The sequence below is a fragment of the Rhodobacter ferrooxidans genome (genome assembly GCF_000176015.1).
Classification (GTDB): Bacteria; Pseudomonadota; Alphaproteobacteria; order Rhodobacterales; family Rhodobacteraceae; genus Pseudorhodobacter_B; species Pseudorhodobacter_B ferrooxidans.
Genome location: NZ_ACYY01000028.1, coordinates 12,779 through 33,765 on the forward strand (window position 1 = coordinate 12,779; position 20,987 = coordinate 33,765).

The following is a 20,987-nucleotide window of genomic DNA, read 5'->3' on the forward strand; positions in this document are numbered from 1 at the left end:
AGCCGGGGGTTTTCCACCCCCCTGCGTCGCCACGGGCGACGCGTTCCGCACGGAAAATGGTCCACCGGACCATTTCCCGGGCGCGCGTCACCCCGGAGGATATTTGCGCAAAGGTGAATGTGGAAGGCTGGAAACGGCCGGGCGATTGCTTTAGGACGCAGGAAAACCCGTTGATTGGAGTGCCGCCCATGAAAGCCGCTGTCATCACCTTTCCCGGCTCGAACTGTGACCGCGATCTGGCGGTGGCCTTCGAGCGGGCGGGGGCGCAGGTGCTGCGGGTCTGGCACAAGGACACCGAACTGCCGGCGGGCGTCGATGTGGTGGGTATTCCCGGCGGCTTTTCCTTTGGTGACTATCTGCGCTGTGGTGCCATTGCCGCGCAATCACCGATTGGCGCCGCGGTCAAGCGGCACGCGGCGCGTGGCGGCCATGTGCTGGGCATCTGCAACGGCTTTCAGGTGCTGACCGAGATGGGGCTGCTGCCGGGGGCCTTGATGCGCAATGCCGGGCTGAAATTCATCTGCAAGACCGTGGAATTGCAGGTGGCGACCACCGATTGCGCCTATACCTGCGGCTATGCGGCCGGGCAGGTGATCAAGGTGCCGGTGGCGCATCACGACGGCAATTACACCGCCGATGCCGAGACCCTGGCGCAGTTGCAGGCCGAGGACCGGGTGGCGTTCCGCTATGTCGCCAATCCCAATGGCGCGATGGGCGACATTGCCGGGGTGCTGTCGGCCAACCGCCGGGTGCTGGGCATGATGCCGCACCCCGAGCGGGTGGTGGACGCAGCAACCGGCGGCGCGGACGGTGCGGCGCTGTTTGCGGGGCTGATCGGCAAGATGGCGCTGGCCTGAAGCTCCATTCCGGCCCCGGCCTTGAGGCTGCGGCAGGCGCGCTTTACCTTTGGCCGATGCAGATGACCGACCACCAGTTCGATGGCACCGCCGCAGCGCAAGGAATTTCCTGGCGCATCAAGCTTGTGGTGGCGCTGCTGGTGCTGCTGGCCATCGGCGTCGTCATCGTCACCAACCACTGGCTCGGCAACCGCTTCACCGACGCCACGCGCAACCGCGCCGAGCTGCGGCTGGCGCTTTACTCCGGCAACATGATGGCCGAGTTGCAGCGCACCTCGGTAGTGCCGTTGCTGCTGGCCAGCGACCCCGCGCTGATCGGCGCGCTGAACGGTGGCGAGTTTTCCAGCACTTCGGCCCGGCTGATCTCGTTCCAGACCGAGATCGGGGCCGCGTCGATCCTGCTGCTGGATGCCGATGGCCGCACCGTGGGGGCGACCAACCGCAATCTGCTGGGCACCAACTTGCGCGCCAGCCGCGCCTTCATCGACGCGCAGCGGCTGAAGGAGACCGTGTTCACCGCCGAAAAGCGCGAGGCGGGCGGCTTCGATTTCACCTATTCCCGCGCTGTGCGGTCCGACAACCGGGTGCTGGGCGTCGTGGTGGTCGCGGTCGATCTGATGAAATTCGAACGCGCCTGGGCCGGGTTGCAGGATGCCGTGCTGGTCACCGACAGCGCGGGCACGGTGATCCTGGCCACCGAACCGCGCTGGCGCGGCTATCCGCTGGCCGAGGCGCTGGCGGTGCGCGATCCGCCCTCGGCGATCCGCCGGGCCTTGCAGGCCACTGCCGACTGGGCGCAAGAGCCGCCCGATGCCTATGTCTATGGCAAGGCGGTGATGCAGACCGAGGCCAAGGTGCCGTTCCGCGGCTGGCGTCTGGTCACCTTCACCGCTTACGATTCGGTGCGCGAGCGGGTGAACGGCGTGCTGGCGCTGGAGATCATGGCCTTTGCCATCCTGCTGGCGCTGACTTTCTACCTTTTGTCGCGGCAGGCCTGGTCGCAAAGCATCTCGGCGCAGCGCGAATCGGCGGAACTGCGGCTGCTGAACGCCCGGTTGCAACGCGAGGTGGCCGAGCGCGAGAAGATGCAGAAGGATCTGGAGGTGGCCGAACTGACGCTGGCGCAAAGCTCGAAACTGGCGGCGCTGGGCGAGATGTCGGCGGCGGTCAGCCACGAGCTGAACCAGCCCTTGGCGGCGATGAAGACCTATCTGGCGGGCGCGCGCCTGCTGTTGCAGCGCCGCCGCCCCGACGAGGCGTTGTCGTCGTTCCAGCGGATCGACGATCTGATCGACCGGATGGGCGCCATCACCCGGCAGTTGAAATCCTATGCCCGCAAAGGCGGCGAGGCGTTCGAGCCGGTCGATCTGCGCACCTGCGTGTCGTCGGCGCTGTCGATGATGGAGCCGCAACTGAAGCTGCGGGTGGTGCGGATCACCCGGGCGATGCCGCGCCAGCCGGTAATGGTGATGGCCGACCGTATCCGGCTGGAACAGGTGATCATCAACCTGCTGCGCAACGGGCTGGATGCCACCAAGGGCCGCACCAGCCCGCAGATCGACCTGCTGTTGACCGCGGGCGACACTGCCACCCTGACGGTGCGCGACAACGGCCCCGGCATCACCGATCTCGAAAACCTGTTCGAGCCGTTCTACACCACCAAGAAGGCCGGCGAGGGGGTGGGGCTTGGCCTTGCGATCTCGTCCGGTATCGTCACCGATCTGGGCGGCCGCCTGACGGCGCATAATGCCGAAGATGGCGGTGCGGTGTTCGAGATGCAGTTGCCCCTGTTGGGCAAGGAAACCGAAGCAGCGGAATGAGGACCAAATGGCCCGTGCAATGAAAGTCGCGATCGTCGATGACGAAGCCGACATGCGGCAATCCATCAGCCAGTGGTTGGCCCTGTCGGGGTTCGACACCGAAACCTATGCCTCGGCCGAGGAAGCCCTGGCCGGGATCGGCGCGGAGTTCCCCGGCGTCGTGGTCTCGGACATCAAGATGCCCGGCATGGATGGCATGGCCTTCCTGAAACGGCTGATGAGCATGGACAGCGGTCTGCCGGTGATTCTGATCACTGGCCACGGCGACGTGCCGATGGCGGTCGAGGCAATGCGGGTCGGCGCTTTCGACTTTCTGGAAAAGCCGTTCAACCCCGACCGGATGACCGAACTGGCCAAACGCGCCACCCAAAGCCGCCGCCAGACGCTGGACAACCGGGCGCTGCGCCGCGAATTGTCCGATGGCACCGTGCTGATGCGCAAGCTGATCGGCACCTCGCCGGTGATGGAACGGCTGCGCGAGGATATCCTCGATCTGGGGCAGGCCGACAGCCATGTGCTGATCGACGGCGAAACCGGCACCGGCAAGACGCTGGTGGCGCATGCGCTGCACGCGGTGGGGCCGCGGGCCGGGCGCAAGTTCGTCACCATCTCCTGCGCCGCCTGGTCGGAGGATCAACTGGTGGCCAAGCTGTTCGGCCCCTCGGAAGAAGGCACCGTCCCGCTGGTCGAAGAGGCGCGCGGCGGCACGCTGTGTCTGGAGGATATTCAGGCGCTCAGCCATCCGGTGCAGTCGCGGCTGCTGACGCTGATCAACGAGGCCGGCACCCCGCCCGAAACCCGGATCATCGCCATCTGCAACGAACACGCGCCCGACAAGACGCTGGAAGACGTGCTGCGCCCCGACCTGTTCTACCGGCTGGGTGCGATGACCATCGTGCTGCCGCCGCTGCGCCAGCGCGGCGAGGATATCCTGACGCTGTTCACCCGGATGTCGGAACAATTCTCGGAAGAATACGGCTGCGACGCGCCGCAGGTCACCGCACAAGAGGCCGCACAACTGCTGCAAGCCCCCTGGCCCGGCAACGTGCGGCAACTGGTGAACATCGCTGAACGCGCCGTGCTGCAGAACCGCCGCGGCTCGGGCTCCATCGCCAGCCTGTTGATGGCCGACAACGAGGCCTCGGGCCCGGCGCTGACCACCGAAGGCAAGCCGCTGAAAGACTACGTCGATGCCTTCGAACGCATGCTGATCGACAACACCATGCGCCGCCACAAGGGCAGCATCGTCGCGGTGATGGAGGAGCTGTGCCTGCCCCGCCGCACCCTGAACGAGAAGATGGCGAAATACGGCCTCAGCCGCGGCGAATACGTCTGAACTTCCCATTCACCTTTGCACAAATATCCTCGGGGGTGACGCGCGCCCGGAAAATGGTCCGGTGGACCATTTTCAGGGCGGAACGCGGCGCCCGTGGCGCCGCCGGAACTTCGGGGGGCAGACAGCCCCCCGTCTGCCCTCGACGCCACGCGCAACCCCCGCGTGTATCTTCGCAAATATCCCGGCAAATATGGCATTGTGTTTTTGCCGCCTCTGGCCTTATTGTAAGGTCAAGCGGGTCTGAGGTCGCACCGACCTGACCCCGCCTTTCAGTTTTGCTGCCCAGTGCGCAGGGCGGGCCACAGGTCCGAACGCGCCAACTTGGCAGACCGATTGGCCGCAAGGCCGCAAGTTTGCCCGTCAAGTCGTTGACAAAACGGGCTTTTCAGATGGATGCCGGTATCGGCATCTGGGATATAGAACCGCAATGCGCCGCGCAACGACCAAGGTGACAAGCGACAGGTGCCCGCCGGGCACTGCTGCGCTTTCCCTTTGGCGCGGCCCTGCCCGAACAAGTCACCACAGGTCTGTCGTCTGCTTGCCGGGGGATTCTCCGGGTCGGGCGGTGCGTCTGGGTGCCATGGAACACAATGGCCAAGAAAATGCTGATAGATGCCACGCACTCCGAGGAAACTCGGGTTGTGGTGGTGGACGGAAACAAGGTTGAAGAGTTCGATTTTGAAACCGTCAACAAACGCCAGCTTGCCGGCAACATCTACCTTGCCAAGGTAACGCGGGTCGAACCCTCGCTGCAGGCGGCTTTCGTCGATTACGGCGGCAACCGGCACGGCTTTCTGGCCTTTGCCGAGATTCACCCGGACTATTACCAGATCCCGGTGGCCGACCGCAAAGCCCTGCTGGAAGAAGAACGCGCGCTGAACCGCGCCGAGGATGACGAAGACAACAACCGCTCGCGCCGCAGCAGCCCGCGCCCGCGCCGCGATGCGCCGCGCGCCGAGGCAGTTGCCGCCGACCCGGTGAAGACCGCCGAGATCGAGGGCATGGATGTCGTCGATCTGGGCGAGGAAACCGGTGCCGATGCGCTGTTCGTGCAGCGCAACGCCGACCGCGCCGAAGTCAGCCGCGATGACGAGGCCGAACAGCCCTACCGCGCCGTCGATCACGCCTCGGAAACCGATGACGAGATCGAATCCATCGCCGAAGAAGACGTGGCCGAGGAAATTCAGGCCCCGCGCAAGCCGCGCATCCGGCGCTACAAGATCCAGGAAGTGGTCAAGGTGCGCCAGATCATGCTGGTGCAGGTGGTCAAGGAAGAACGCGGCAACAAGGGTGCGGCGCTGACCACCTACCTCAGCCTCGCCGGTCGTTACTGCGTCTTGATGCCCAACACCGCGCGTGGCGGCGGCATCAGTCGCAAGATCACCATGGCCGCCGACCGCAAGAAGCTGAAGGAAATCGCCCAAGAGATCGAGGTGCCGGAAGGTGCCGGGCTGATCATCCGCACCGCCGGTGCCAAGCGCACCAAGGCCGAGATTCGCCGCGACTATGAATATCTGATGCGGATGTGGGAACAGGTGCGCGAACTGACGCTGCGCTCGATGGCGCCCGCGCCGATCTACGAAGAAGGCGACATCATCAAACGCTCGATCCGCGACCTCTACAACCGCGAGATCGACGAGATTCTGGTGGAGGGGGCCGAGGGCTACCGCACCGCCAAGGATTTCATGCGGATGATCATGCCCAGCCACGCCAAGGCGGTGCAGCTTTACAACGAACCGATGCCGCTGTTCGCGCGCTTTCAGGTGGAAGGCTATCTGGCGGGCATGTTCAACCCGACGGTGCAGTTGAAATCCGGTGGCTACATCGTGATCGGCGTGACCGAGGCGCTGGTGGCGATCGACGTGAACTCCGGCCGCGCCACCAAGGAAGGCTCGATCGAGGAAACCGCGCTGAAGACCAACCTGGAGGCCGCCGAAGAGGTGGCCCGCCAGTTGCGGCTGCGCGACCTTGCCGGGCTGATCGTGATCGACTTCATCGACATGGAGGAACGGCGCAACAACGCCTCGGTCGAGAAGCGCCTGAAAGACAAGCTGAAAACCGACCGCGCCCGGATTCAGGTCGGCCGCATCTCGGGCTTTGGCCTGATGGAAATGTCGCGCCAACGCCTGCGCCCCGGCATGTTGGAAAGCACCACCCAGCCTTGCCCGCATTGCCACGGCACCGGGCTGATCCGCTCGGACGACTCGCTTGCGCTGCAGATCCTGCGGGCGCTGGAGGAGGAGGGCACCCGCAAACGCAGCAAGGAGGTGCTGCTGAAAGGCCCGGTTGCGGTCATCAACTTCCTGATGAACCAGAAGCGCGAGCATATCGCGCTGATCGAGGCGCGCTATGCCATGTCGGTGCGGATCGAGGCCGATCCGGCGCTGGTCAGCCCGGATTACCTGATCGAAAAGTTCAAGACCGCCACCCGCGTGGTGCCGGAACACCATTCGGCGGCGATCTCGGGCAATGCCGCGATGATGGGCGCGCCGGTGGACGAGGCCGACGACGATCTGATCGACGAGGATATCCCCGAGGACGACGAAGACGAGGTCGAAGCCGCTCCGGTGGCCGAAGCCCGCGAGCCGCGCCCCGAAGTGGCGGGCGATGGCACCGGCAAGAAGAAACGCCGCCGCCGCCGCCGCCGCAAGCCGGGTTCGGGGGCTGCCGGTGATGCCGATCAGGCCGCCAATGGCGATGACGATGGCGACGACGACGGCGACGAAGCGGAAGACGGCGACGAAGCCGAAAGCGCAGCCGCTGATGCGCCCGCCGAGGCCGAAGCCGAAGCCGCGCCGAAAAAGCTGACCGTCAGCCGCTCGCGCAAGCCTTCTGCCAGGGCTGCCAGCGACAGTGCCGCCAAGGCTCCGGCGAAACCGGCGCGAACCAGCAAGGCCAAGATCGACGCCGCGGAGGCCGAAGCGGCACCCGCAACCGAGGCCCCGGCAAAGCCGAAATCCAGCCGGTCGCGCAAGCCGAAAGCCGAAGCGCCCGTGGCTGAAGCCCCGGTGGCCGAAGCCGCTGTCGAAGCTGCCGTCGAACCGGTGGCAGAAACCGCTGCCGCCCCGGTGGCGCTGCAACCCGACCCCGGTCTGGCCCGCGCCGAACCGCCGGTTGCCGACCCGACCGAGGCCGAGGCTGCGGAAACCGAAACCGGCGAGCCGAAAACCAAACGCAAGGGCTGGTGGTCGCTGGGCCGCTGAACCTGTTGCCTGAAATCCGAAACGCCGGGGGTCACTCCCCGGCGTTTTGCTGGTCCGCCCCGCGCCGGATGCGGTAAACGGTCACCGCGCCAACGCTTTCTGCCCCCAGAAACTCATGCCCGGCCCCAGCGCAGAAATGCGGCAAGTCCACCGCCGCCATCGCGTCGCTGGCCCGCAACGCCAGAACCTGCCCCGGCGCCATCGCCAGCAACCGCTTGCGCGCCCGCAGCACCGGCAAGGGGCACAACAACCCTTCGCAATCCAGTTCCACCTCGCCTTGCCCAACTCCGGTATTCATCTGTTCTCAAATATCCCCGCCGGAGGCTCCCGCCCGCACCGCCACGCCATTGTGACCGATCTTCCGGTGACGCCCCCACAGCGATACGCTATCACCGTGCAAAACAGGAGCCCAGATGTTCGGAATTGACCTGATCGACGCCGCCCTGCTGCCCTCGCTCTTGGTGGCGCTGCTGGCCGGGGTGCTGTCCTTCCTCAGCCCCTGCGTGCTGCCGATCGTGCCGCCTTACCTGGCCTACATGGGCGGCATCTCGATGGGCGAGATGACCGGCACCACCGCCCGCCGCCGGGTGCTGCTGCCCGCGCTGTTCTTCGTGCTGGGGCTTTCGACGGTGTTCCTGTTCCTCGGCTTCACCGCCTCGGCTTTCGGGGCCTTTTTCCTGCAAAATCAGGAGATTTTTGCCAAAGCCTCGGGCGCCGTGGTCATCATCTTCGGGCTGCATTTCCTGGGTGTGTTCCGCATCCCCATTCTGGACCGCGAGGCGCGGATGGACGCGGGCGACCGTGGCGGTTCGGCCTTGGGCGCCTATGTGCTGGGGCTGGCCTTCGCCTTCGGCTGGACCCCCTGCATCGGCCCGCAACTGGGCGCCATCCTGTCGCTGGCGGCTTCCGAAGCCAGCCTGACCCGCGGCACGCTGCTGCTCGCGGTCTATGCCGCCGGGCTTGGCCTGCCGTTCCTGCTGGCAGCCCTGTTCATCGAGCGCGCCATGGGGGTGATGACCCGCCTGAAACGCCACATGAAGCTGATCGAGCGGGCCATGGGGCTGTTGCTCTTGCTGGTGGGCATCGCGCTGCTGACCGGGGCGATGTCGATGTTTTCATGGTATTTGCTGGAAAATCTGCCCTTCCTTGGCCAGCTTGGCTGACCCGCCGCCTGTTTTCCGCCCGATTTTCGCGCTAGGCTTGCGCGGCGAACAGGACGAGTGAACATGGATTCCGATACCAACGGCACCGACAAACCTCGGCGGGCGTTTTCGCGCCGGGTGTTCTACATCCCCGGCTACGACCCGATCCACCCGCGCCGCTACCGCGAGCTTTACCGCAAGGAGGGCACGGCGCAGGCGGAAATTTCGGGCTACACGCTTGAACTGAAACCGAAAAAGGTCAAAGGCCCTTACGGCTGGCACGTCTCGGCCCGCATCGAAGGTGCTGCTGCCGATGCCGATGTCGAGGTGCTGGTCTGGTCGGATATCGTGCGCGACAGCATGGACCCTTCGATTCCCGGCACTTACCTGCAACTTTTGCGCACCGCCTGGGCCTATATCGCCTCGGGGGCGCTGTTCCGGCTGATGCGGCTGCGCAAGGGGCCGATGATTGCCGCCCTTTACCCGATTTTCGCGCTGCTGGCGCAGCTTGGCGTGGCGGTTCTGGCCGGTTGGGGGCTGGCTATCGGCATCGGGATGCTGCTGCCCGAGGCCGCAGGGCCGCTGCCGGGGGGGCTGGCCGGCGCGGCGTTGGTCTGGCTGATCCTGCGCTGGTTCCGCCGCAAGGATGGCAAGTTCTTCGCCTATTACCTGATGCATGATTACGCCTATTCCGCACAGGTCGGCGGCGCCAACCCACCCGAGCTTGAAGCGCGGATGACCGCCTTTCGCCACACGATTGCCGAGGCGATGCAGGGCGATTTCGACGAGGTGCTGGTGGTCGGCCATTCTTCTGGCGCGCATCTGGCGGTGTCGATCCTAGCCGATCTGATCCGCGATGGGTTGGCGCCGGGCGGGCCTGCGCTGGCCTTCCTGTCGCTGGGGCAGGTGGTGCCGATGGTGTCGTTCCTGCCAAAGGCGCAGCGGCTGCGCGCCGATCTGCACTATCTGTCGGCCAGGCCGGAACTGACCTGGGTCGATGTCACGGCGCCGGGCGACGGCTGCGCCTTTGCGCTGTGCGATCCGGTGGCGGTTTCGGGGGTGTCGCCGCCCGGCAAACGCTGGCCGCTGGTGATGTCGGCGGCCTTCACCCAGACGCTCAGCCCGGAGCGCTGGAAGGAACTGCGCTGGCGGTTTTTCCGGCTGCATTTTCAATATCTTTGCGCCTTTGACCGACCCGGCGACTACGACTACTTCCGCATCACCGCCGGGCCGATCACGCTGGGCGCGCGCTACGCCGGGCGGGAGCCGTCAAAAAGCCGCATTGACCGGGCGATCTCCGGGCATACCAGTATGGCGGCATGATACCTCCCAAGCCCCTTGCTCGCCCCGACCGGGTGTCGCTGCGCCGCTACCTGCAACTGTTCCGCGCCGATATCCTGTCGGCGCAACCGGCGCGGCTGTATCGCGCCTGGATGGCCGAGTTCCGCACGCCGTTCTTCCGCAGCTACATGTGCAACGACCCGGCACTGGTCGATCTGGTGCTGAAGGAACGGCCCGGCGATTTTCCCAAATCCGACCGCATCCGCGAGGGGCTGAAGCCGCTTTTGGGCGAGTCGGTGTTCATCACCAATGGCGCGACCTGGGAACGCCAGCGTCGGATCATCGACCCGGCCTTCGAGGGAGGCCGCTTGCGCGACACCTTCCCGGCGATGTGGGATGCCGGGGTTGCGGCGGTGGAACGGCTGCGCGGGTTGGCCGATGGTCAACCAATTGAAATCGAGGCGCAAACCAGCCATGCCGCGGCGGATGTGATCTTCCGCACGCTGTTTTCCATCCCCATCGAACATGCGGTGGCGGGGGCGGTATTTTCCGAGTTCCGCGAGCATCAGCGGGCGCAGCCCATCGTCAACATCGGCGCCATCCTGCCGCTGCCGCGCTGGTTTCCGCGCTTTCACTCGCGCCGCACCAAGGCCACGGCGACCCGCATCCGGGCGCTGATCGCCAGCCTGACCACCGAGCGCGCTGCGGCGATTGCCGCGGGCAAAGCGCCCGATGATCTGGCCACCAAGATCATGACCACGGTCGATCCGGTATCGGGCGAGACCTTCGAGACCGCCGAGATGGTCGATCAGGTGGCGATCTTCTTTCTGGCCGGCCACGAAACCAGTGCCTCGGCACTGGCCTGGGCGCTGTATCTGCTGGCGCTTTACCCGGAATGGCAGGACCGGCTGGCCGCCGAGGCCGACGAGATGATCGGGCCGGAGATCCCGTATTTCTCCATCGTCAACAAGCTGCGCGTGGCCCGCGCGGTGTTCCGCGAGGCGATGCGGCTTTACCCGCCGGTGCCGATGATGGTGCGCGAAAGCACCTGCCCGGAAACCTTCCGTGGCCGCGATATAGCGCCGGGGGCGCAGATCGTGATCTCGCCCTGGCACCTGCACCGGCACGAGCGGATCTGGGACAGACCGGACGAGTTCGACCCCGACCGCTTCGATACCGAAAACGGTCGCGCCGGGCTGCGGTCGGCCTATATCCCGTTCTCGGTGGGCCAGCGGGTCTGCCCGGGGTCAAGCTTCGCCATGGCCGAGGGGCCGCTGCTGCTGGCGCTGCTGCTGAAAGCCTTCCGGTTCGAGCGGGTCGAGGGGCGCGATCCGGTGCCGGTGGCGCATCTGACGGTGCGGGCGAAAGACGGCATCTGGTTGAGGCTGCGGCCGCGGGGGTAAGCGCAAAAGTTTTCGAAAACTTTTGCAAAATCCTTCGAAGGATTTTGACTCAGCACAACACCCGCACCGGCTCGTTGTTGCAGAAGATCACGAATTGCCCGGCATTTTCCACGGCGTGAAAGCCCCGCCTGCGCAATTCACGTTCGAAATTCTGCCGCCCCAGCAGGCGTTCGACGTCCCGCACCTTGCGGCGCACGATGCCGCCTTCGGCTGCGGCGCGGGCGCTGAAGATATGGCGCAGCCATTGTTCGGGCGTCACGATTTCGGCAAGTTCGGTCATGGGCTCCTCCCTGCGGTTTGCCCCATCCTGCCGCGGCATGGTTAAACCGTGGTTAACCGCGATAATGCCGCAGCACGAACAGCCTGATCGCCGATGCCAACCCGATATCGCCCTGCCGCGCCTCGTCGATCTCGACCGCCAACGCGTTGACCGGAACGCCGCGCAGGGCGGCGATGTCGCGGAAGGCGCGCCAGAACTCGGCCTCCAGCGATACCGAGGTGCGGTGGCCGTGCAGGGTCAGCGAGTGCTTTTCGGGTCGCCCGGTCATTCCCGCTCGTGCCCGTCCAGATCGCGCTTCGCCTTTTCGGCCCGTGCCGCCTCGGCCTCGCGTTCGGCCTTGGTCAGGCCGAACTTCACCGTATTTTCAGCCGCTTGCGCCCTGGCCGCTACCTTCGCCTTGGCCTTGCGCGCCTTGTTCAGGTTGACCAGATCGCCCATGGCCTAGCCCTTGGGGCCGATCATGTCCTCGGGCCGCACCACGCGGTCGAAGGTTTCGGCATCGACATAGCCCAGCGCAATCGCCTCCTCGCGCAGGGTGGTGCCGTTGTGATGCGCGGTCTTGGCGACCTTGGTCGCGGCGTCATAGCCGATGGTGGGGGCCAGTGCCGTCACCAGCATCAGGCTTTCCTTCATCAGCTTGTCGATCCGCGGCAGGTTGGCCTGCGTGCCCTTCACCATGTTGTCGGTGAAAGACCCCGCGGCATCGCCCAGAAGCTGCATGGATTGCAGCACGTTGTAGCTCATCATCGGGTTGTAGACGTTCAGCTCGAAATGCCCCTGACTGCCTGCAAATCCCACCGCCGCGTCATTGCCCATCACCTGCGCGCAGACCATGGTCAGCGCCTCGGCTTGCGTCGGGTTGACCTTGCCCGGCATGATCGAACTGCCGGGCTCGTTCTCCGGCAGGATCAACTCGCCCAGACCCGAGCGCGGGCCAGACCCCAGCAGGCGCATGTCGTTGGCGATCTTGAACAGGCTGACCGCGACGGTTTTCAGCGCACCCGAGAACATCACCATCGCGTCATGCGCCGCCAGCGCCTCGAACTTGTTCGGTGCGGTCACAAAAGGCAGGCCCGAGACTTCGGCGATCTTCGCCGCCACCCGCTTGTCCCAGCCGACGCGGGTGTTCAGCCCGGTGCCGACCGCGGTGCCGCCCTGCGCCAGTTCGTAAATCTCGGGCAGCACCTTGTGGATGCGCAAGATCCCCTGACTGACCTGATGCGCATAGCCGGAAAACTCCTGCCCCAGCGTCAAGGGCGTCGCGTCCTGGGTGTGGGTACGGCCGATCTTGATGATGTCCTTGAAATCCACCACCTTGTCGACCAATGCCGCATGCAGCTTTTCCAGCCCCGGCAGCAGCACGTCGCGCGCCATCATGCCGATGGCCACATGCATGGCGGTGGGGAAGGTGTCGTTCGAGCTTTGCCCCATGTTCACATGGTCGTTCGGATGCACCGGCTTTTTCGAGCCCTTCACGCCCCCCAGCATCTCGATGGCGCGGTTCGAGATCACCTCGTTGGCGTTCATGTTGCTTTGGGTGCCCGAGCCGGTCTGCCAGACCACCAGCGGGAAGTTGTCGTCGAACTTGCCGTCGATCACCTCGGTCGCCGCCGCGGCGATCACCTTGCCCAGTTCCGGAGAAATATCGCCCTGGTCGATGTTCACCAGCGCGCAGGCTTTCTTGATGATGCCCAGGGCGCGGATGATCGCCACCGGCTGACGTTCCCAGCCGATCGGGAAATTCTGGATCGAGCGTTGGGTCTGCGCCCCCCAATACTTGTCGGCAGGCACCTCCAGCGGGCCAAAGCTGTCGGTTTCGGTGCGGGTGTTGGTCATGGCGCAAACTCCTGAATGGGTTGGCGCCGTTCTAGGCCGTCAGGCTTGCGAAATCAATTGGCATACCGTGGCATACCGTGAGACGCCACGCCGCAGCTACTTGCGGAACTTGTCCAGGCTGACCACTTCGGCGGCATGCGGCTTTGCCTCGGGTTCGTCGTCGTCATCGTCGATATCGCCGGCCTCGTCCTCGTCATCCTCGGCATCGCCCTGCGGTTCAAATCGCAGACCGAACTCGACCGAGGGGTCAACGAAGGTCAGCAATGAATCAAAGGGAATCACCAGGGGTTCGGGCTGGTTGCCGAAATTGAGGGTGATGGAAAAGCCCTTGTCGGTCACGATCAGGTCTTCGAACCAGTGCTGGATCACCACGGTCATTTCCGCCGGATAGCGGTCGTGCAGCCATTTGGCGATCTGCACATCCGGGTGGGTGGTGTCGAAGGTGATGAAGAAGTGATGCGCCCCGGGCAGGCCGTCGCGGGCCACATCGGCCAGCACCGACTGGATCAGCCCGCGCATCGCGCGGTGCATCAGATTTCCGTAATCAATGGATTGCGTCATGCTTCACCTGTTCGTCCACAGCTTTACCATAGGAGCGCCGCTTGCCGAAAGGAAGGGGGCGGTTGCGGCCAAATCTCAGGCGATGGCCAGCAGCGATATTCCGCCCGACAGCAGGGCGCAAAGGCCAAGCGTCGGCAGGATGCCCCAGTGCCACCGCCCCAGCAGCCAAAGGGCCAGCAGGCTCAGCCCCAGGCTGACCGGGTTCAGACTGGAAAGATCCGGTGCGATCAGATGCAGCGGGCCTGCCGACCAGTGCCCCACCCGGCCAAAGGCGGCATGGGCGGCAAACCACAGCCCGAGGTTGGCAATCACCCCAACCACCGCCGCGGTAATGCCCGCCAGCGCCGCGGCCAGTTGCGGCACCGCCATCAGGCGCGCGAGGTGCGGGGCGGCGGTGAAGATGAACAGAAAGCTGGGCACGAAGGTCACCCACAGCGTCAGCAGCGCCGCCGCCATCCCGTAAGCCATGCCGCCCTGCTGCTGAGCTGCCAGAAACGCCACGAACTCGGTCACCAGGATCAGCGGCCCCGGCGTGGTTTCGGCCAACCCCAGCGCGTCGATCATCTGCCGCGGCTGCAGCCAGCCCAGGTCGGCCACCACCGCCTGCGCCATCCAGGCCAGCACCGCATAGGCGCCGCCGAAGGTCAGCAGCGCCAGCTTGGCAAAATACTGGCCGATCTGCAGCAGCAACCCGCCCGGCCAAAGCCACAGCAGCGCCAGCGGCAGCAGCCAAAGGGCTGTCCAGATCAGCGCCGTGCGCAGGGTCTGGCGCCACAGGCCGGGCGGCGAGGGCAGGGGCGGCGGGCGATCGGCAGGCGGCTTTGCCGCCCCCAGCAGCGCCCCGGCCCCTGCCGCCGCCAGCAGCACCAGCGGAAACGGCAGGTCAAAGGCGAACAGCGCCAGAAAGGCCAGCCCGGCGATGGCCCAGTGTGCCCGGGTCTTCAGCGCCCGGCGCGACACCCGCAGCAGCGCCTCGAACACGATCACCACCACGGCGGCCTGCACGCCGACAAACAGCGCCGCCGTCAGTGGCATCTGGCCCCAGGCGGCATAGGCCATCGCCAGACCCAGCACCAGCACAGCACCTGGGCCAAGGAACAGCAGCCCCGCCAGCAGCCCGCCACGCAGGCCTTGCAATTTCCAGCCGCACCAGGTGGCCAGTTGCATGGCCTCTGGTCCCGGCAGCAACATGCAGAACGACAGGGCTTGCAGGAATTCCGCCTCGGTCAGCCAGCGGCGGGAGTCCACCAGCTCGCGGTGCATCAGCGCAATCTGCGCCGCAGGGCCGCCGAACGACACGAGACCGATGCGGCCGAACACCCGGCCCAGATCGGCCAGCGACACCGTCATTTGCCGATACGCACCAGCCCGCCGGTCTGCCCCGCCAGCACGCCCTGATCGGCGGGGGCGGGTTTCAGCATGGCGGCCAGCAACACCTCGGCCGGGGTCCAGTAGGGGGATATACCACTCCTGATCGACCTCCAGCACCAGCACCCGGTCGGCGGTGGCATCATAGGCACCGATCAGCGCCACATGCGGGCCGTCCCAGTCGCCGGTCACCACGCCCTGGTTGAAATAGACCAGCAGCGCATCGGTGGCAGAGGCTTCGTTGGCGGTCAGCAGCGCGCGCATGGTCTTGCCCGCTTCGGCATCGGCCACGGCGGGGTGGAAGGCGTCCACCTTGTAATCCGCCATCTGCCGGGCGGTCAGCGCCGCCTTGGCAAAGCCCACAAGCTGATCGAAGGTCACGCCGTCGCCGCCCTCGGCGGACAGCTTGGCCCAGTCGGCATTGGCGGTCAGGTCCAGCAATTGCTGCTGGGTCATCACCGTGTCTTCCGACTTTGCCGGCAATCCGCTCAGGCCGTTCAGCGCCGCGGTGATGGCGGCCACCGAACAGGCCGAGGTGGTGACCTGCGGCTTCACGAAGGGGTTGAAGGCCCAGTAATCCGGCGCAGGGTTGTTGCGCAGCCAGCCGTTGTCGGCGGTGACCGGCACCGCGTTCGGCCCCAGCTTGGCCAGCGATTCCTCCTGCGCCAGCGCGGGCAGGCCCAGCGTCAGCGCCAGTGCGGTGGCGATCAGAAATCTCATGCGGTTCCCCTTCAGGACAAGGCCCCACTGTAGCCCAAGCCCGCGCCCTTGCAACCGCCCGCTCATTCCCGCGACAGCGCCACCACCGGGTCCAGCTTCGAGGCCGACCTTGCGGGCAGAAAGCCGAAGGCGATGCCGATCACGGTGGATGAGGCAAAGGCCGCCAGCACCGCGGTCAGCGAGAACACCAGCTTGAACGGCAGGAAGGCGCTGGCGATCAGCGCCACCCCCCAGGCCAGCCCCACCCCCAATATCCCGCCCAGCAGGCAGACCAGGATCGACTCGATCAGGAACTGCATCACGATGTCGGAACTGCGCGCCCCCACGGCGATGCGCACGCCGATCTCCTTGGTGCGCTCGGTCACCGACACCAGCATGATGTTCATCACCCCGATGCCGCCGACGATCAGCGAGATCACCGCGATGGCCGACACCAGCATGGTCAGCAAGGAGGCCGTGCTTTCAATGGTTTCGCGGATGGTGTCCGAGTTGGTCAGAAAGAAATCCCGCACGCCGTGGCGCTGGATCATCAGATCGGTGATCAGCGCCTCGGCGGCACTGGTGCCGTAGGCGTCGTCGATCTTGACCGAGATCGAATCAATGCTGTCCTTGCCGGTGATCCGGCTGGACACCGTGGTGTAGGGCACAAAGACCTTCAGCGTCTGCGGCCCGAAACTGGCGCCAGAGTTCTTCACGACGCCGATCACCCGCACCGGCACCCGGCCCAGCAGGATCACCGATCCGGTGGCCGCCTCGCCGCTGGTGAACAGCGTGGTGGCGGTGTCGGTGTCGATCACCGCCACCTGATCGCGGCGGCTGATCGCATCGTCACCGAACACCTGACCTTCGGTCACGTCATAGGAAGCGAGGTCGAAATAGCCGCCGCCCACCCCCTGCACCTGTGCCGCGGTTGATACGCTGCGGTAGTTCAGCATGGCATTGGTGTTGACCGAGGGCGAGACCGACACCGCATAGGGCTGGCTGGCCAGCGCCGTGGCGTCGGCGGGCACCAGCGTGGTGATCGCCTCGGCCCGCCGGTCGCCAAAGCCGGTGCCGGCGCGGATCGAGATGGTCGAAGTGCCGATCGACGAGATATCCTCCAGCACCTTCTGCTTGCTGCCCGCCCCCAGCGCCACCACCAAGACCACCGAGGCGATGCCGATGATGATGCCCAGCATGGTCAGGAAGGTGCGCAGCCGGTGGGCGTTCATCGAGCGGGTGGCCATGCTGAACGCCTCGGTGATACGGTCGAACGTGCCGCCGCGACCGTCGCGGGATTCCGCGATCACCAGCCTGTCGGCGGGGCTGGCCACGGTCTTGCGGGTGTCGGAAACGATGCGGCCATCGCGAATCTCCACGATGCGGTTGGCCAGTGCCGCCACATCGGGGTCGTGGGTGACGATGATCAGGGTGTGGCCGCGGCTGTGCAACTGGGCCAGCAGCGCCATCAGGTCGGCGCCGGCCTTGGTGTCCAGCGCGCCGGTGGGTTCGTCGGCCAGAATGACCTCGCCGCCGTTGATCAGCGCCCGCGCCACCGAGACCCGCTGCTGCTGCCCCCCCGACAGGGCGTTGGGGCGGTGGTCCATGCGGTCGCCAAGGCCCAACTGGGTCAAGAGCGTCGTGGCCGCCAGCTTGCGGTCGCGCCGTGAGGTGCCCTTGTAAACCGCCGGAACCTCGACATTGGCCCGCGCATCCAGATCGGGCAGCAGTTGGTAGCGCTGGAAGATGAAGCCGAAATGCTCGCGCCGCAGCCGCGCCCGGTCTTCGCCGTCCAATTCGCCCACGTCCTGCCCGGCATAGGTGTAGGTGCCAGAGGTCGGCCGGTCCAGACAGCCCAGAATGTTCATCAGCGTCGATTTGCCCGACCCCGAGGCGCCGATGATCGCCACCATCTCGCCGGCGTCGATGTCCAGCGTGATGCCGTCCAGCACCACGATATGCTCGTCGCCTGCCAGAAACTCGCGGCCGATGCCCTGTAATGAAATCAACGACATGGCGGTCACAATGCCATCGGTGGGCCGTTGCGGGTGGACGTGGGCGCGACGGTGGTCGAGGACGGCGCCGCCACCAGTTCACCCACCTTCAGGCCCTCGCGGATCTCGGCCTGGATGTTGTTGTTCAACCCGACCCGGACGGCGCGGGCGGTGGTGGTGCCGGTGGCGGGGTCATAGACCTGCACGACGTGGCGGCCGTCGCTTTCCAGCGGCCCCAGTTGCGACGACAGGATCAGCGGCACGCCCTCGGCCCGGTCGATCAGGATCGACACCTGCGCCGTCATGCCGATGCGCAGCTTGCCCTCGGGATTATCCACATCGAACAACCCCTTGTAATAAATCGCCTGATCGGTGGCGATCTCGTCGCTGTCCTTGATCGAGGCGGGGGCGGGTTCGATGGCGCGCACGGTCGCGGCATAGGCAACGTCCGGCTCGCCCAGCAGGGTGAAACTGACGCCCTGGCCGGGGGCCACCTGCACCACGTCGGCCTCGGAGATATCGGCCTTCACCACCATGCGGTCCAGCACCGCGATCTTGACGATCACCGGGGCGGCCTGGACTGCGTTCACCGTCTGGCCGGCACTGGTGACGATGGCGACGATGGTGCCGGCAATCGGGGCGGTGATCTTCGTGCGTTGCAGTTCCAGCCGGGCCGAGGCGATGGTCACCTCGGCGCGGGCCTTCTTGGCCTGCAGCGACAGCATCCCCGCCTTGTCCACCGCCAGCGCCGCCTGCGCGGCCTCCAGCGACTCGGTGCTGGACAGGTTCTTTTCGTTCAGGTTCAGCGCGCGGTCATAGACCAGTTGTGCGGCATGGATCGAGGCGTCCTTGGCCACGATATCGGCCTCGATCTGCGCCAGATCCGCTTCGGCCTGCAACACCGCGTTCTGCTGGTTCATGCTGTCGATCTGCGCGATCAGATCCCCGGCCTGCACCTGCTGGCCCAGGCTGACGGCCAGGGTTTCCACCAGCCCCGACACCCGCGCGCCCACCGACACCAGACTTGCCGCTTCGATCACCCCCGAGGCCAGCACGGTCTTTTCCACCGTGCCCAGCGTCACCGCCACCGTCGCCGGAACCGCCGTGGCGGTATCGGCGCGCCACAGCGTCCAGCCGTAAACGCCGCCCGCCAGCACCAGCGCCACGGCGCCTGCTATCCATGCTTTTCTCATCCGGCCAAACCTCGCAAAGCTTTTGTCCAGTATAACGCGCCAGCGCGGCAGTTCCGTTGCACAGATCAGGATTTTCGCTCGTCTTTCCCGATATTTGCCACTGGCAAACCCGTATCACACCGAAAAGGGGGGAAAGTGCAGGCTTTTGCCTGACACGGCGCTTGTGTCGGCATATCAAGCGGATGCGATTTACAGCGATACCCGGAACATTCGTGAACGGCACGGGAACGGACTGGCATCTTGTAAAACGGTTTCCGGCACGCCCGAAAACGAAAACCCCGGCGCGGTGCGAGGCTCCATCAGCCTTGCCCTGGAAGACATCAAGATGCGGGCGGCGATGGCATCGCAGCTTGCCGAGGCCATTGCGGACGCGCATCCCGACGACGCTGCGCAGATCATGACCGCCGCGCTTATCGACCTGTCTGCAGGCAATCCCGGCCAAGGTTCGCTCTTCGTCTGTGCCGAAGAGGATGCGAAGTGGTGGGCCAGCATCGCCACGCCGGTTGAACTGATGGCTGTCATGCGCGCAACGCTGGAGCGGCTTGGCGATCTGGCAATGCACCGCGACATGCGCAAGCGCCTGTTCTTTCAACTGTGGAAGAGCCTTGGGGCGGATGACCGCGCCCGCTTTCTTGCCTACGCGGTCGGGGGCAGCGGCAATGAGTGAAGATCCGTTTGCCAATGTGACGCCGATGAAGGTCAAGCGGGGCAAGCGCGCCCAAGAGATATTCGGGCAGTTTACGCACGCCAGCCACATCGAAGTGGATACCGATCCCGACTATCTCATAAAGGGCTGGATTGCGCCGAATTCGATCAGCGTCATGTATGGGCAGCCGAATGTTGGCAAGACCTTCCTCGCCCTGGACATGGCGCAGGCTGTTGCATCAGGGCGTCCTTGGGCCGGTTCCAAGGTGCGGCGAGCTTTGGTCATCTACATCACCCTGGAAGGCGGCGCGCAATTCGACCTGCGTGTGAAGGCGCTGGATGCGCCCGAATTCTGGGTGCTGAAAATGCCGCTGTCATTCTTGGACAAGGCAAAGGACTCGACCTTTCTTTGTGAGGCGCTTTTCGACTTGTCAGCAACCCATGGCCCTGTCGGGCTGGTGGTGATTGACACACTTGCCCGCGCCATGACAGGCGGCGACGAAAATTCTTCTCAGGACATGGGCAAGCTGATTGCCGCAGTCGATCTGCTGAAAGAGCGGACGCGTGCGCATGTCATGCTGATTCACCACATGGGCAAGAATGCCGCCCAGGGCGCGCGCGGTCACAGCTCACTGCGCGCGGCGATCGACACCGAAATCGAACTGACAAAGGAGGCAGGACAAGACGTCATCGAGGCGAAAGCGACGAAGCAACGCGACATGCCGGTGGGCAAGACTTTCCCCTATGTGCTGCGGCAAGTGGCCATGGGTCAGGATCGTGACGGCGACGACGTGACGACATGCGTAGTGGAGCGGGCGGCGGGCGGCGAGAAGCCGACGCGGGCTAAAGTGACCGGCAAGGCTATGATTGCCTTGCAGGCGCTCCAGACGGCGCTTGAGCGTCACGGATTGACCCGGCAAGGGCCGGACTATCCATCGTGTCGCAGTGTCACGGCAGACCATTGGAAAGAAGCCTGCGCGACGCATGGCTTGTTCGAAGGCGTGCAACCGGAATCGGAGCGCAAGACCTTCTCGCAGGCGAAAGAGGCGCTGCTGAAAAAGGACTTGGCACGCTGCTTTGACGATGTGTGGTGGCTGACATGACCGCGCGGGATAACCGGGATACATGCGGGATATCCCGCTTTATCCCGTTGGCCCGTAAAGCCGGGATAGGGCGGGATGAACGGGATACCCCCCTAAAGGGGGGATATCCCATTTATCCCGACCCAGACCAATCCCGGCTTTCAGATCGGCTGTCAGACCTTGCCCAGAGGGTGCGGCGGCTGGCCCCGTCGCACCGCGACCCCGAAAGCTACCACGCCGAGAAGAGCGAGATCGAACACCAGCTTCGCCTGCTGGCAAAGCAAGCC

General features: G+C 65.3%; 18 protein-coding genes. 9 read left to right on the forward strand and 9 right to left on the reverse strand.

Annotated elements, in window-relative coordinates:
- The first annotated feature begins 188 nt into the window (after positions 1 to 188).
- The 4 genes from purQ to RSW2DRAFT_RS15265 all read left to right on the forward strand — a co-directional run bounded on the left by purQ (position 189) and on the right by RSW2DRAFT_RS15265 (position 7,216).
- On the forward strand, positions 189 to 857 hold the full coding sequence (gene purQ / locus RSW2DRAFT_RS15250) for a phosphoribosylformylglycinamidine synthase subunit PurQ (RefSeq protein WP_008032541.1): 669 nt from the start codon (positions 189 to 191) through the stop codon (positions 855 to 857).
- 56 nt (positions 858 to 913) lie between these two features.
- Positions 914 to 2,677, forward strand: a complete 1,764-nt coding sequence (locus RSW2DRAFT_RS15255; protein ID WP_008032542.1) for a sensor histidine kinase — start codon at positions 914 to 916, stop codon at positions 2,675 to 2,677.
- Between the two features lie 7 nt (positions 2,678 to 2,684).
- On the forward strand, positions 2,685 to 4,013 hold the full coding sequence (locus RSW2DRAFT_RS15260) for a sigma-54-dependent transcriptional regulator (protein WP_008032543.1): 1,329 nt from the start codon (positions 2,685 to 2,687) through the stop codon (positions 4,011 to 4,013).
- Between the two features lie 590 nt (positions 4,014 to 4,603).
- Positions 4,604 to 7,216, forward strand: a complete 2,613-nt coding sequence (locus RSW2DRAFT_RS15265; RefSeq protein ID WP_008032546.1) for an Rne/Rng family ribonuclease — start codon at positions 4,604 to 4,606, stop codon at positions 7,214 to 7,216.
- A 31-nt stretch (positions 7,217 to 7,247) separates the two neighbouring features.
- Here RSW2DRAFT_RS15265 and RSW2DRAFT_RS15270 read toward each other — a convergent pair whose 3' ends face one another.
- Entirely contained in the window at positions 7,248 to 7,514 is a 267-nt protein-coding gene (locus RSW2DRAFT_RS15270) for a sulfurtransferase TusA family protein (protein ID WP_008032548.1), read from the reverse strand.
- 115 nt (positions 7,515 to 7,629) lie between these two features.
- On the opposite strand from RSW2DRAFT_RS15270, the gene RSW2DRAFT_RS15275 reads away from it, so the two are divergent.
- The 3 genes from RSW2DRAFT_RS15275 to RSW2DRAFT_RS15285 all read left to right on the forward strand — a co-directional run bounded on the left by RSW2DRAFT_RS15275 (position 7,630) and on the right by RSW2DRAFT_RS15285 (position 11,042).
- The gene (locus RSW2DRAFT_RS15275) at positions 7,630 to 8,379 is read left to right on the forward strand and encodes a cytochrome c biogenesis CcdA family protein (RefSeq protein ID WP_008032549.1); all 750 of its coding nucleotides are present in this window, start codon (positions 7,630 to 7,632) and stop codon (positions 8,377 to 8,379) included.
- A gap of 63 nt (positions 8,380 to 8,442) precedes the next feature.
- The gene (locus tag RSW2DRAFT_RS15280; RefSeq protein WP_008032551.1) at positions 8,443 to 9,681 is read left to right on the forward strand and encodes a SoxR reducing system RseC family protein; all 1,239 of its coding nucleotides are present in this window, start codon (positions 8,443 to 8,445) and stop codon (positions 9,679 to 9,681) included.
- The gene (locus RSW2DRAFT_RS15285; protein WP_008032553.1) at positions 9,678 to 11,042 is read left to right on the forward strand and encodes a cytochrome P450; all 1,365 of its coding nucleotides are present in this window, start codon (positions 9,678 to 9,680) and stop codon (positions 11,040 to 11,042) included. Before RSW2DRAFT_RS15280 ends, RSW2DRAFT_RS15285 begins: the two co-directional genes overlap by 4 nt.
- 49 nt (positions 11,043 to 11,091) lie before the next feature.
- On the opposite strand, the gene RSW2DRAFT_RS15290 is transcribed toward RSW2DRAFT_RS15285, so the two are convergent.
- The 8 genes from RSW2DRAFT_RS15290 to RSW2DRAFT_RS15320 all read right to left on the reverse strand — a co-directional run bounded on the left by RSW2DRAFT_RS15290 (position 11,092) and on the right by RSW2DRAFT_RS15320 (position 18,973).
- Positions 11,092 to 11,322 carry a hypothetical protein gene (locus RSW2DRAFT_RS15290; protein WP_008032554.1) on the reverse strand — a complete coding sequence of 77 codons (231 nt, stop codon included), beginning with the start codon at positions 11,320 to 11,322 and terminating at the stop codon, positions 11,092 to 11,094.
- A 52-nt stretch (positions 11,323 to 11,374) separates the two neighbouring features.
- Positions 11,375 to 11,590 (reverse strand): ribbon-helix-helix domain-containing protein, encoded by a 216-nt coding sequence (locus tag RSW2DRAFT_RS15295; protein ID WP_008032557.1) that lies wholly within the window; start codon positions 11,588 to 11,590, stop codon positions 11,375 to 11,377.
- On the reverse strand, positions 11,587 to 11,760 hold the full coding sequence (locus RSW2DRAFT_RS17555) for a DUF4169 family protein (protein ID WP_008032559.1): 174 nt from the start codon (positions 11,758 to 11,760) through the stop codon (positions 11,587 to 11,589). The genes RSW2DRAFT_RS15295 and RSW2DRAFT_RS17555 overlap by 4 nt, the downstream gene beginning before the upstream one ends.
- A gap of 3 nt (positions 11,761 to 11,763) precedes the next feature.
- Positions 11,764 to 13,158, reverse strand: a complete 1,395-nt coding sequence (gene fumC / locus RSW2DRAFT_RS15300; RefSeq protein ID WP_008032560.1) for a class II fumarate hydratase — start codon at positions 13,156 to 13,158, stop codon at positions 11,764 to 11,766.
- Between the two features lie 96 nt (positions 13,159 to 13,254).
- Complete coding sequence (locus RSW2DRAFT_RS15305; protein ID WP_008032562.1) at positions 13,255 to 13,719, reverse strand: SspB family protein; 465 nt, start codon at positions 13,717 to 13,719, stop codon at positions 13,255 to 13,257.
- A 75-nt stretch (positions 13,720 to 13,794) separates the two neighbouring features.
- Complete coding sequence (gene chrA / locus RSW2DRAFT_RS18770; protein WP_332250916.1) at positions 13,795 to 15,807, reverse strand: chromate efflux transporter; 2,013 nt, start codon at positions 15,805 to 15,807, stop codon at positions 13,795 to 13,797.
- 62 nt (positions 15,808 to 15,869) lie between these two features.
- Positions 15,870 to 17,801, reverse strand: a complete 1,932-nt coding sequence (locus RSW2DRAFT_RS15315; protein ID WP_008032566.1) for a MacB family efflux pump subunit — start codon at positions 17,799 to 17,801, stop codon at positions 15,870 to 15,872.
- A gap of 5 nt (positions 17,802 to 17,806) precedes the next feature.
- Positions 17,807 to 18,973: an efflux RND transporter periplasmic adaptor subunit gene (locus RSW2DRAFT_RS15320; protein WP_008032568.1), complete on the reverse strand. Its 1,167-nt coding sequence runs from the start codon at positions 18,971 to 18,973 to the stop codon at positions 17,807 to 17,809.
- Between the two features lie 22 nt (positions 18,974 to 18,995).
- Here RSW2DRAFT_RS15320 and RSW2DRAFT_RS17275 point away from each other — a divergent pair, with 22 nt between their 5' ends.
- Both RSW2DRAFT_RS17275 and RSW2DRAFT_RS15330 read left to right on the forward strand, forming a co-directional pair.
- Positions 18,996 to 19,640: a hypothetical protein gene (locus tag RSW2DRAFT_RS17275; protein WP_156790760.1), complete on the forward strand. Its 645-nt coding sequence runs from the start codon at positions 18,996 to 18,998 to the stop codon at positions 19,638 to 19,640.
- Positions 19,633 to 20,721, forward strand: a complete 1,089-nt coding sequence (locus RSW2DRAFT_RS15330) for an AAA family ATPase (RefSeq protein WP_008032571.1) — start codon at positions 19,633 to 19,635, stop codon at positions 20,719 to 20,721. The genes RSW2DRAFT_RS17275 and RSW2DRAFT_RS15330 overlap by 8 nt, the downstream gene beginning before the upstream one ends.
- The last annotated feature ends 266 nt before the right edge of the window (positions 20,722 to 20,987 follow it).